The sequence below is a fragment of the Thermobifida fusca YX genome (genome assembly GCF_000012405.1).
Lineage (GTDB): Bacteria > Actinomycetota > Actinomycetes > Streptosporangiales > Streptosporangiaceae > Thermobifida > Thermobifida fusca.
This window is the reverse complement of the sequence record NC_007333.1, coordinates 756,554-769,098: the sequence shown is the minus strand read 5'-3', so window position 1 is coordinate 769,098 and position 12,545 is coordinate 756,554. Positions and strand designations below refer to the sequence as shown.

General features: G+C 68.8%; 7 protein-coding genes and 1 riboswitch. All 7 genes read right to left on the bottom strand.

From position 1 onward, the window contains the following. Positions 1 to 169 precede the first annotated feature (169 nt). Entirely contained in the window at positions 170 to 1,777 is a 1,608-nt protein-coding gene (ffh, locus tag TFU_RS03305) for a signal recognition particle protein (protein ID WP_011291108.1), read from the bottom strand. A gap of 120 nt (positions 1,778 to 1,897) precedes the next feature. After that, entirely contained in the window at positions 1,898 to 2,989 is a 1,092-nt protein-coding gene (locus TFU_RS03300) for a hypothetical protein (protein WP_152436221.1), read from the bottom strand. Between the two features lie 453 nt (positions 2,990 to 3,442). Beyond that, complete coding sequence (locus tag TFU_RS03295) at positions 3,443 to 4,762, bottom strand: ammonium transporter (RefSeq protein WP_011291106.1); 1,320 nt, start codon at positions 4,760 to 4,762, stop codon at positions 3,443 to 3,445. A gap of 368 nt (positions 4,763 to 5,130) precedes the next feature. After that, positions 5,131 to 6,312 carry a signal recognition particle-docking protein FtsY gene (gene ftsY, locus TFU_RS03290; RefSeq protein ID WP_011291105.1) on the bottom strand — a complete coding sequence of 394 codons (1,182 nt, stop codon included), beginning with the start codon at positions 6,310 to 6,312 and terminating at the stop codon, positions 5,131 to 5,133. A gap of 78 nt (positions 6,313 to 6,390) precedes the next feature. Next, positions 6,391 to 7,431 (bottom strand): FecCD family ABC transporter permease, encoded by a 1,041-nt coding sequence (locus TFU_RS03285; RefSeq protein ID WP_011291104.1) that lies wholly within the window; start codon positions 7,429 to 7,431, stop codon positions 6,391 to 6,393. A gap of 41 nt (positions 7,432 to 7,472) precedes the next feature. Continuing rightward, complete coding sequence (locus tag TFU_RS03280) at positions 7,473 to 8,399, bottom strand: ABC transporter substrate-binding protein (RefSeq protein ID WP_011291103.1); 927 nt, start codon at positions 8,397 to 8,399, stop codon at positions 7,473 to 7,475. A gap of 76 nt (positions 8,400 to 8,475) precedes the next feature. Then, positions 8,476 to 8,616, bottom strand: a riboswitch (cobalamin riboswitch). 142 nt (positions 8,617 to 8,758) lie between these two features. Beyond that, positions 8,759 to 12,310 carry a chromosome segregation protein SMC gene (smc, locus tag TFU_RS03275; RefSeq protein ID WP_011291102.1) on the bottom strand — a complete coding sequence of 1,184 codons (3,552 nt, stop codon included), beginning with the start codon at positions 12,308 to 12,310 and terminating at the stop codon, positions 8,759 to 8,761. Between the last annotated feature and the right edge of the window lie 235 nt (positions 12,311 to 12,545).

Genomic DNA, 12,545 nt, shown 5'->3' with positions numbered 1-12,545 from the left:
CGTGGGCGTGAGGAGTGAGATAGAGGGCTGACTCCGCACGCCGTTAGTCACCACCCAATTGTGCCAGATAATCGGACGCGGGTTGTGCAGGCTCCCAAACCGTGGCGCGGCCGTTTCCGCGGCCCGGAGCGGCACAACGCTGCCACTCCGGCAGCCAGGGTGTTCGGTCCTACTTTTTCTTCTTCGGCGGTTTGAGAGCGGACAGGTCCGGAAGCCCGCCCCCGAACGCGGGAGGCAACTGGGGCATTCCGGCGCCCAGCCCCGGCGGCAGGGTGGGGGGAGCGGGCTCCTCGGCCCGCTTCCGTTCGCGCTGTGCGGCGCGCTCGGCCTCCTGCTGCCGGGCTTTCAGCGGGTTGCCGCTGCGCTGCTTGTTCTTCTTGCCCTTCTTCCCCGCTGCCTTGGCCGCCTTCTTCCGGCCGGGCCCCATGCCGGGCATGCCGGGGAAGCCGGGCATCCCGGGCATGCCCGGGAGCCCGCCCTGCTTGAGCTGGCGGAGCATCTTCTGCGCTTCGAAGAAGCGCGTGACCAGGCCGCTGACGTCGCTGACCTGGGTTCCCGAACCCTTGGCGATCCGCAGGCGGCGGGAGCCGTTGATGATCTTGGGGTTGGCTCGCTCTTCCGGGGTCATCGACCGGATGATGGCCGCCACCCGGTCCAGCTCGCGCTCGTCGATGTTCTCGATCTGCTCCCGCATCTGCCCCATCCCCGGCATCATCTGCAGCAGTTTGCCGATGGGGCCGAGCTTGCGGATCATCATCATCTGCTCGAGGAAGTCTTCCAGAGTGAAGTCCTCGTCCGAGGCCAGCGTGCTGGCCATCTTCGCGACTTCTTCTTCCTCGAACGTCCGCTGCGCCTGCTCGATCAGGGTGAGCACGTCACCCATGTCGAGGATGCGCGACGCCATGCGGTCGGGGTGGAAAAGGTCGAAGTCCTCGAGCTTCTCCCCCGTGGACGCGAACATGATCGGCCGACCGGTGAGGTGCCGGATCGACAGCGCGGCACCGCCCCGCGCGTCGCCGTCCAACTTGGTCAGCGCGACCGCGTCGTAGCCGACACCTTCCAGGAACGCCTGCGCCGTCGTCACCGCGTCCTGACCGATCATCGCGTCGACGACGAAGAGGATCTCGTCCGGGGAGACCGCGTCGCGGATGTCGGCGGCCTGCTGCATCATCTCCTCGTCGATGCCCAGGCGGCCCGCGGTGTCGATGATGACGACGTTGTAGTTGTTGCGCCGCGCATAGTCGATCGACGAACGGGCCACCTCGACCGGGTCGCCCACGCCGTTGCCCGGTTCAGGCGCGTACACCGCGACATTCGCCCGCTCCCCCAGCACCTGGAGCTGGGTGACCGCGTTGGGGCGCTGCAAGTCGGCTGCGACCAGCAGCGGAGTGTTGCGCTGGTCGGCCAGCCACTTGGCGAGCTTGCCGGCCAAGGTCGTCTTACCGGCACCTTGCAGACCCGCCAGCATGATGACCGTCGGCGGGGTCTTCGCGAACCGGATCGTCCGCGTCTCCCCGCCGAGGACCTCGATGAGCTCCTCGTGGACGATCTTGATGACCTGCTGGGCCGGGTTCAGCGCCTTGGAAACCTCCGCACCGCGGGCCCGCTCCTTGACCCGTGCGATGAACTCGCGCACGACGGGCAGCGCGACGTCGGCCTCCAGCAAGGCGACACGGATCTCGCGTGCGGTGGTGTTGATGTCCTCCTCAGAGAGACGGCCTTTGCCGCGCAGCGAGGAGAAGACCGTGGTCAGGCGGTCGGAAAGCGTCTCGAACACGGGTGAGCTCTGTCCTTCGTCTCTCGGGTTAGACCCTCAGGGTACCCGCCGGGGGGCGAGGGCCGCGCCGGCTGTGGTGACGGTGTGAGAAGCCCTTGCAGTGGCGCCAGCCGTGCCGGGTCAGGCTTCCTCCCCCTCGTCCGCGTCCTCCCCGGCGTCACCGGACAGGGTGGCCTCCCGCTGCTCCTTGAGCGCGGCGACCAGCTCCTCGCGGGCATCCCCAGAGAGTGCACGGGTGGACAGTTTGGCTTTGAACTCGATCTGGTAGGTGACCGGGTCCGGGCTCGGCGCCAACGCGTAGTCGATCGAGCACGAGAGTTCGAGCGTGCCGCCGGCCTTCAGGCTGCCGGTCGTGTTGCACGTCTTCTCTCCCAGCTCGTCGTTGGTGAAGGAGCCGTCCATGCGCACCAGGATGGAGCCCTCGGTTGCCCCGCTGATCTCCTTGACCTTGCCGATCATGGTGCACGCGCCGCCGGTCTGGCAGTCACCACCGAGCTCCTCTTCTGCCCAGGCTACCTCCAAACGGGCATCCCGCGCAGATCCCAGCTCCTCTTCGGCGTAGGCGACGAGATCGTCGTAGAGCTGTTCCACGGTGGCGGTGTCCACCTCGGCGAAGCTCGCGTCGATCCGGCTGGCCACCCCTTCCCCGTCTGCCGGGGCGAGCTCCTCGATCTGCATGCGGACCAGCGTGTGCGGGGCTTCCGAGGTGATCCACGCCGTGCCGCCCGCCAAGTCGACGCGGTAGACGACAACCCCGTCCAGCTTCTCCTCGACGGCTTCGGCGTTGTCGCTGGGGGCCTGGGCGCGCAGGCTCTCGGCGAGCTTCGGCGGTGCCAGCACGCCTCCCGGGTCGAGCCCGAACTGTTCTTGGGTGACCCGCACCCAGTGGTCGGGGTAGGCGTCCCCGTCCGGGTTGAACACGTCGTGGGTCAGCCAGTAGTCGGAGTCGGCTTTGAGGAAGAGCTTGCCGTCGGCTTCGAAGTAGTCGGCTTCACTGCCCGAACGGGCCTGGAAAGTGCCGAGTGCCGCCCCGGTGTTGGTGACCGTCACCGAAGTGCTCACCACGTCACTGGTGTCGTCGGGGTCGGAGAACTGTCCCTGGATCTGGATCGCGGCGGCTTCTTCTAACGCGGCCACCGCCTCTTCGAAGAGCGGCCCCGCGCTCACCGGAGTCGGGGAGGGCGACGGCTCCGGCCCTTCTCCTGGTCCCATGCCGAGCAACCCACATCCGGTGGTGCTGAGTGCGAACACCGCGACCCCCGCGACGGGGATTGTCGTTCTCACTGATCGCCAAGGCATGCGAATCGCCCGCGCCATAGTGCCTCCTGGCCTTCACTGAAGGGGGATGGGGGTGTACTCGAAGTTTTTGGACGTACCGGGGTCTGCTCTGGTTCTGCGGGAACCGAGAAACCCGGAGGATCGCGATCGTGCCGTGTGCCTCCCGTCCACCACGCGCGGGGACTAAGTTCCGACCGGCACGGCGTCGAGTCGGGTTCTGAGCCTATCCAACCTCACCAGGGTTCTCGCAGCGGTTGGACGACCCCCGGTCGCGTCCCGGCCGAAGAATTATGGTCGCAGACGACAGCGAGGCCGGTGAGGGTTTTCCTCACCGGCCTGCCGTCCCCATCGCCTACGGCTTAGGCTGCGTCCTCTCCGTTGGGGACGCTAGACCCGCACCTGCGCTGAGGGCTTCTCCTCGCCCGGAGGCAGCGACGAGGAGAGTTCCACGGTGTCGAGTTCGTCGAAGGCGTAGGCGGACTGAGCGTGAAGCTCGGTGTCCAGCCCGTTGGTCTCCACGTGCTCCGGCAGGCGGAAGCCCATCGCCATGTCGATGGCCTTGGCGATGAGCCACGTGACCGCGAAAGAGTAGAGGGTCGTGGCCGCCACGGCGATGAACTGCACGAGGAGGAACATCGGGCTGCCGCCGAAGAGGATGCCGTCGGGTGCGCCCTCCCCCACGGTGGCGGAGGCGAACACGCCCAGCGCCAGCGAACCGATGATGCCGCCGACCATGTGGATGCCCACCACGTCGAGGGCGTCGTCGTACTTGAACTTGAACTTCCAGCTGATCGCGTAGGCGCAGACCGCTCCGGCGACCAGGCCCAGCACCACTGCCCAGACAGGAGTGAGGTTGGCGGCGGCCGGGGTGATCGCGACCAGCCCGGCGACGGCCCCCGAGGCGAATCCGAGCGCGGTCACCTTGCCGTAGCGGACGCGTTCCACCAGCATCCACGCGGCGGTCGCTGCGGCGGTGCACACCTGGGTGTTGACCAGGGCCAGGCTGGCGGTCTCGTTGGCGCCGTAGGCGGATCCGGCGTTGAATCCGAACCAGCCAAACCACAGCAGTGCCGCGCCGAGCAGAACGAACGGCAGGTTGTGCGGGCGCATGGACTCGGAGCCGAACCCTTTGCGGCGGCCGAGGACGAAGGTGAGGGCGAGCGCGGCAGCACCCGCGTTGATGTGCACCGCGGTCCCGCCAGCGAAGTCGACGACGCTGGCACCGAACCAGTCAGCCAACTGGTCGAACCAGCCGCCGCCCCACACCCAGCGGGCCACAGGGAAGTACACGAACAGGGACCAGAGCGGGACGAAGAGGAGCCAGGCGCCGAACTTGGCGCGGTCGGCGATGGCACCGCTGATCAGGGCGACGGTGATGATGGCGAACATCATCTGGAAGCCGACGTCGACCAGGAGCGGGTAGCCGCCTTCCTCGTCGACAGCGTTGACGAAACCGCTGGAGCCGAAGTCACCGAGACCGCCGATGAGGTGGGTGAGCGGGCCGTAGCCCGGGCTGTAGGTCAGCGAGTAGCCGACCAGCACCCACAGGACGCTCACGATGGCGATGCTGGTGAAGCTCATCAGCATCATGTTGAGGACGCTCTTGGCCCGCGCCATGCCCCCGTAGAAGAAGGCGAGGCCGGGGGTCATGAGCATGACGAGTGCGGCGCTCATTAACAGCCAGGCAGTGGTACCGGTATCGAGCACGTTGCCTCCATGATGGTGCGCGCGGGGATGGTTGGGGTCCAGGGCTTGGGTTTTCGCTCGGGTGTGCCCTCAAGCGCGTTCCGCCCTTGCCCTGAAAGCTTCCGCCGGGCGTGTTACACGGTGTGCTGCGGACTGTTGCGCGCACGTGAAGACCTGAAGCGGTGCGTTACAGGCGTGTGAAACGTGCTGGACCCTGCCGGGCTTCCGCCGGCTGCGGCCAGTGTGGGGTGGGGACGGGCGGGAGCGGGACGGGATAAAGAAAAAGACCGTGCGGGATGCGGCTCCCACCGGTCTGCTGTCTGCTGGCTGCCCGCGGTGTGCCCGTGGGGCTGTTCGGCGCGGCGCGGGTCGCCCCGCGCCGCGGTGGTTCAGGAGGTCTCCAAGATGGCGTCGACGAAGGTTTCCGGGTCGAACGGCGCCAGGTCGTCGGGGCCTTCACCGAGCCCGACGAGTTTGACCGGCACCCCGAGCTCCCGCTGCACTTGGATGATGATGCCGCCCTTGGCCGTGCCGTCCATTTTGGTCAGCACGATGCCGGTGACGTTGACGACCTCGGCGAACACGCGCGCCTGCCGCAGGCCGTTCTGCCCAGTGGTGGCGTCCAGCACCAGCAGGACCTCGTCGACCTGGGCTTTCTTCTCCACGACGCGTTTGACTTTGCCCAGCTCGTCCATGAGGCCGGTCTTGGTGTGCAACCGTCCCGCGGTGTCGATGATGACGGTGTCGGCCCCCTGCTCGATGCCTTGAGAGACCGCGTCGAAGGCCACGCTGGCCGGGTCCGCGCCTTCGTGTTTGCGCACCACGGTTGCGCCGACGCGCTCTCCCCAGGTCTGCAACTGGTCTGCGGCGGCTGCCCGGAACGTGTCCGCAGCGCCCAGGACGACGCTGCCGCCGTCGCCGATCACGACCCGAGCCAGTTTGCCCGCGGTGGTGGTCTTACCGACCCCGTTCACGCCCACCACCATGATCACGGCGGGACGCTCCCCCGGCCCTTTGGTGCGGACGGTACGGTCCAGCTTCGGGTTGATGTGGGCGAGCAGTTCTTCTCGCAGCAGGGCACGGACTTCGTCGACACTGCGGGTGCCGAGCACACGCACCCGGGTGCGCAGCCCTTCGGTGATCTGCGTGGCCGAGGTGACACCGACGTCGGCGGTGATGAGGGTGTCCTCGATCTCCTCCCAGGTGTCCTCGTCCAGTTTGTCGCTGGCCAGCAGGTTCAGCAGGCCGCGGCCGAAGACGTTCTGCGACTTGGCGAGACGGGCGCGCAGCCGCACCATCCGCCCGGCCGAGGGCGGCGGGAGTTCGATCTCCGGTGCCGGGGGAGGTGCCGGCACCGGAGGGGCTTCGGGTTCGGCGACCGCGGTGGCCCCCTCGGTCTCTTCCGGTTCGAGCACCGCGGTGGCCCCCGCACCCGAACGGCCTTCCGGCTGGTCGAGTTCGGGTTTCTGCTCCGCTTTCCCCACCCGGCGGCGCGGAACGATCAGCAGCGCGCCCCCGACCGCCACCAGTGCCACGATGGCGATCGCGATGACAACAATCGTGTAGTCCATAGCGCCTTCAGTCTTCCAGACCGCGGGTCATGTGCCGGTATCCCCTCGTCGTGGCGTCTTCGCGGTGCTGCGGGGCAGCTACCTGGCCCGCGACCGGGTGGCGCGCAGGACGAGCACGAAGAAGGGGGCGCCGACGAACGCGGTCACCACGCCGAGGGGAAGCTCGGCCGGGGCGAGCAGGGTACGGGCCGCGATGTCCGCGACGACGAGGAAGGCTCCGCCGAACAGCAGCGACACTGGGAGGATGCGCCGGTAGCCGGGGCCGGCCAGGCGGCGCACGATGTGCGGGACGACGAGGCCCACGAAGCCGATCAGGCCGCTGACCGCGACGGCTGAGGCGGTGGCCAGGGACGCCGCGAAGATCACGACAATCCGGACGAGGCCGGGCCGCACTCCCAGGCTGACGGCTTTCTCGTCGCCGAGGGCGAGCAGGTCGAGGAGGAATCCGCTGCCGAGCAGGACCGCTATGGCCACGGCCGCATACGGCACGACCAGCCCCAGGCCTTCCCAGCCGCTGTATCCCAGACCGCCGAGCATCCAGGCGTAGACGCGCCGCAGCTCGTCGATCCGCGCCTGCTGGATGAACGTCTGGGTGGCGGTGAGGAAGGACGACACTGCGACCCCGGCGAGCAGCAGGGATGCCGTGCCTCCGCCCCCTGCCGTGCGTCCCAGCAGGTAGGCGGACATCACCCCGACCAGGGCCCCGAGGAACGCGGCGACCGGGATGAGCTGCGGCCCGCTCGGCAGGAATCCGCCGCCCACGATGACCAGGGTCGCGCCTAGCCCGGCCCCGCTGGCCGCGCCCAGCAGGTAGGGGTCGGCCAGCGGGTTACGGAACACTCCCTGATAGGCGGCGCCGGCGCTGGCCAGCAGCCCGCCCACCAGGGCACCGAGGACGACCCGGGGCACCCGCAGTTGGTCGAGCACGGCCCGCTGCCGGTCGTTGAGCGTGGACTCCACGTCGAGGAACGGGATGCGGCTCAGGAACTCCCGGACGATCTCGGCCGGGGTGAGGGAGGCCGCGCCCGCGCTGATCCCCAGGACCATCGCGCTGCACAGGGCGACCAGCCCCACCCCGAGCCAGAGCGGGCCGAGTAGGTCCCGGCGTCCGACGCCCATCCGAAGCCCTGCCTGGGGGCCAGCTCGGAAGGGCTCACTGATCATTCGCTGCGCGCCGTTTCGATGGCCTCAGCCACTTCCTCGACGAAGTCGGCGACCCGCGGCCCCCACCGGGAGGAGATGTCGGCGTCCACTTCGACCACGTTCTTCTGCTGCACCGCGGTCACCGTGGCGAACGCGGGACGGCCCAGGACGTCGTCCACGCCGCCCGGGTAGGAGACGAAGATGAGGTCGGGGTCTTGTTCGACGATGAACTCCGCGGACAGTTGCGGGTAGCCGCCCGCGGGGTCTTCTGCTTCGTCGGCGATGTTGACCAGGCCGAACAGGTCGTAGATCTGCCCGATGAAGGTGTCGGAGGTCACCGAGTACAGTTGGGCGTCGATCTCGTGGTAGTAGCTCAGCCCGGCTGCGCCGTCGTCGACGACCTCCGCGACGATGGCGTCCATGCGTTCCCGCAGTTCTTCGGCTGCGTCGATGCCTTCGTCGGCGTTGCCGGTGGCTTCGCCCAGCAGTTCCATCTGGGCGAAGGTGTCTTCCAGTTTCTCGGCGGCGGGCAGCAGCAGGACCGGGATGTGGAGCTTCTCCAACTGTTCGGTGATGTCGCTGCTGTCGTCGGAGAGCACCACCAAATCGGGTTCGTAGTCGGCGATCGCCTCCACGTTGGGGGTGAACCCGGACAGGTCGGTGGTGGGGGCTTCCGGCGGGTAGTTGGAGTATTCGTCGACGGCGACGACCTGGTCGCCGGCTCCCACCTCGAACAGGATCTCGGTCAGGGACGGGGACAGCGAGATGATGCGGGTGGGCTTTTCTTCGATGGTGACGTCACCGCGCGCGTCGGCGACGGTCACGGGGAACTCTCCTGTGCTGGACGACTGGTCCGCGGCGGGTTCTTCAGCGGGGGAGCCGCAGGCGGCGAGGGCAAGCAGGAGAGGAAGCGACAGCGCGGTGAAGCGACGTGCAACACGCACTTGGGGCTCCTTAGGCACACGTCAGGGGAATAGAGCCCGCAGCAATGACGGACCGCTCTTCCCACGAGAACAGTGAACGTCGGCGACCACGCAAGGCGACCTGGCTCCACTCCGTTCCCGCCGGGGCGGGAGCGGAGTGTCACAGTTGCGGGGACAGCGCCGGTTTCAGACCGGACTTCGCTTACGTGGTGCCATCGCCTCGTACCTGTGCGTTTCCGCCGTAGTACGACGCGACCAGGCCATCTTAGGCCGCCGCTGATCTTGTCCGCCAGGAAGGGTGGACCAAAAGGGCAAAAAGGGCTTTCCCCTGGGGTCTGCCGTGGTCTCCTCGCTGTCGCCCCGAAGCAATGCAGGCCAGGTCAGCTCGCTTTCCGCTCCAGCTTCTGGCTGATCACCTGGGAGATCCCGTCGCCCTGCATCGTCACGCCGTACAGGGCGTCAGCGATCTCCATGGTGCGCTTCTGGTGGGTGATGACGATGAGCTGGGACGTGGCCCGCAGCTCTTCGAAGACCACGAGCAGCCGCTGCAGGTTGATGTCGTCCAGCGCGGCCTCCACCTCGTCCATCACGTAGAACGGGGACGGCCGGGCTTTGAAGATCGCGACGAGGAAAGCGACCGCGGTCAGTGACCGCTCCCCACCGGAGAGCAGGGAGAGGCGCTTCACCTTCTTCCCGGGCGGGCGGGCCTCCACTTCGACCCCGGTGGTGAGCATGTCGTCGGGGTCGGTGAGGACGAGCCGCCCCTCCCCTCCGGGGAAGAGGCGCGCGAAGACGCGGGAGAACTCCCGTGCCACGTCGGCGTAGGCGGCGGAGAAGATCTCCTGAACCCGGTCGTCGACCTCTTTGACCACGGTCATCAGGTCGCGGCGGGTCTTCTTCAAGTCCTCCAACTGGGCGTTGAGGAAGTTGTGCCGCTCCTCCAGGGCAGCGAACTCTTCCAACGCCAGCGGGTTGATCTTGCCGAGCTGGTTGAGCTGGCGTTCCGCGGTCTTCGCGCGCTTCTCCTGCACTGCGCGCACATACGGCACCGGGACAGCCTCGTCCTCCGGGGTGCCGGGGGGCGGGGGCACGGGCACGTGCGGGCCGTACTCGGCCACGAGCGTCTCCACTTCCATGCCCCACTCTTCACGGGCGCGCGTCTCCAACTGTTCCAGCCGCAGGCGGCGCTCGGCGCGGGCCATCTCCCCGCTGTGCACGGCGGAGCGCAGCTTCTCCAGTTCCGTGGAAAGTTCCCGGATCCGCACCCGAACCGTTTTGAGTTCGGCTTCCCGGGCGTCGCGCTGCTCCTCGGCGAGCCGACGCTCCCCGTCGGCTTCGGCGAGGGAGACGGTGATCCGTGCCAGCGCCTGGGAGGCGCCTTCCGCGACCGCCTGGGCGACCTTGGCTTGGGCGGCGCGGCGCTGTCGGCGACGGGCCGCCTCCTCCCGGGCCCGGCGTTCCGCGGCTGCGGCCCGCAGGAGCCCTTCTGCCCGCCCAGTGATCGCGCGGACCCGCTCTTCAGCGGTGCGCACGGCCAGGCGCGCCTCCATTTCCACGGACCGCAGCCGAGCGGCTTCCGCGGCCCACTGGTCACGGCGGGCCGTGTCCGGCTCGCTTTCGTCCACGGGTTCGCTCTCCGCCTGGGCGACCCGTTCCTCGAGTTCCGCAAGGGCTGCCCGGGTGGCTTCGCGTTCACGGACGGCCTTCTCCACGGCAGCGGTGTACCGTTCGGCTTCCTGGGTGGCTGAGCGGACTTGAGCGCCGAGACGGCCCACGCGCTGCGCAATCTCGCTGCGGCGCCGGTCCGCCTCCCGGCGGCGGGCGGTGATCGCGTCCACGGCTGCCGCCGCCCGCTCCCGTTCGAGCTGGGCGTCACCGAGGTCCTCGGTGATCCGCTTGCAGACCTCCTCGGCCGCGGCCAACTGGCTGGCTGTTTCGTCGATGGCAGCGCGCACTTCCAGTTGACTGGGCCCGGTGGCGGCGCCGCCGTGCACAAACGCGGAAGTGAACACGTCCCCTTCCGGGGTGACAGCGCGCAGGGCGGGACGTTCCGCGATGACACGGGCAGCCGTCGCCATGTCGGGGACCAGCACGGTATCGGCGAGCAGCGCAGTGACGGCGGAGCGGAGCCGCGGGGGGACGGTGACGGAGTCCACCGCGTAGCGGGCGCCCGCGGGCGGGTCGGGCCACTGCTCCCGCGGCTGGACCTCAGCGCTGTCGGCGACCACGATCCCGGCTCGGCCGGCGTCACGCTGTTTGAGGAGGTCCAGGGCGCTGCGGGCGGCGTCGTGCGTGCCGACGACCACTGCGTCCGCGGCCGCGCCCAACGCCGCGGCGATCGCGCTCTCGTCGCCCGCGGCCACGTCGATGAGGGAGGTGAGGGCGCCGATCAGGCCGAGCGCGTCCCCGTCCGCGGTGAGGAGGGCGGCAGCACCGTCCCGGCGCTCCAGCCCCATCTGCAGGGCGTCCCGCCGGGCCTCCAAGGCGGCACGTTCCCGCTCCGCGTTCCGTTCTGCGTCGCGCAGCTCAGCCAGGCGGGCCTCCGCGGCGGCGAGCTCTTCGCGGGCCTGCTCGTAGGCTTCGTCGAGTTCGCTGTCCCCGAGGTCCAGGCTTTCCGCGTCGGCGCGGGCGTCCGCGAACTCCTCTTGGGCTTGGGCGGCGCGTTCCCGGGCTTCCGCGGCAGCCTGGGTGAGGCGTTCAATCTCAGCGTCCTGCGCTTCCAGGGTGCGGCGCAGCGCTGCGGCGCGTTCGTGGAGCCGGGCCAGGCCTTCCCGGCGGTCGGCGGCGGCACGCACGGCCGCGGCCACCCGCTGCTCTTCGTCGCGCAGCGCCGCCTCGGCTTCGGCCCGCTCCACGACGACCTCTTCCAGCCGGAGGCGCGCCTCTTCCAGTTGGGCGCGGAGCTCTTCCTCCTCGGCGCGGATCTCCGCGGCTTCCGCTTCCAGCTCTTCCGGGTCGCGGCCGCGGTGCTCTTCCCTGCTGGCGGCGCTGAGGTTGCGGTGGCGTTCCGTGGCGAGGCTGGCGACCGCGCTGAGCCGCTCTTTGAGCCGCTGCAGGGCGTGGTAGGCCTCTTGGGCGCGGGCGAGCAGCGGAGCGGCTTCGGCTGCGGCCTGCTCCAACTGGTTTTCGCGCTCCTGGGCTTGGGTGAGCTCTGCTTCGACAGCGGCGCGGCGGGCGCGGACCTCGGCCTCGTCGGCTTCCTCCTTGGCGAGGGCTTCCCGCAGGGTGACGATGTCGTCGGCGAGCAGCCGGAGCCGGGCGTCCCGCAGTTCCGCTTGGATGACCGTGGCGCGGCGGGCCAGTTCCGCTTGGCGGCCGAGCGGTTTGAGCTGGCGGCGCAGCTCCGCGACCAGGTCACTCACCCGGTCGAGGTTGCTCTGCATCGCGGAGAGTTTCCGCAGCGCTTTCTCTTTGCGTTTGCGGTGTTTGAGGATGCCCGCGGCTTCTTCAATGAGCGCACGGCGCTCCTCCGGTCCGGCGTGCAGCACCGTGTCGAGCTGCCCTTGGCCGACGATGACGTGCATCTCCCGGCCGATACCGGAGTCGCTGAGCAGTTCTTGGATGTCGAGGAGGCGGCAGGGGTCGCCGTTGATGGCGTACTCTGAGCCGCCGTTGCGGAACATGGTCCGCTTGATGGTGACTTCGGAGTAGTCGATGGGCAGCGCACCGTCGGTGTTGTCGATAGTGAGGCTGACTTCGGCTCGGCCGAGCGGAGGGCGGGACGACGTTCCCGCGAAGATCACGTCCTCCATCTTGCCGCCGCGCAGCGTCTTCGCGCCCTGTTCCCCCATGACCCACGCCAGGGCGTCAACCACATTGGACTTTCCCGACCCGTTAGGTCCGACCACACAGGTGATCCCGGGTTCGAAGCGGAGTGTGGTGGCCGACGCGAAGGATTTGAATCCGCGCAAGGTGAGGGTCTTCAAGTACACGGTTGCGCGTTCACCTCCGCGGTCTCCCGACTTTGTCGCTGTCAAGCGTGCCATGCCTTGGCGAGTGCATGGCACGCTTTCGGGACGCTGTGGCCTTGCCTTTCATGGGGCAGGGCGCGGTATGCGACAGGATGTCGGTCGACCCACGACAGCGGAGAACCCTGCGTGGCGGAAAGTCTGTTCTGGCCCCTATAACGCGGCGCGGTGCGGGGCGTCAGAACCGGGTCGGAAGACG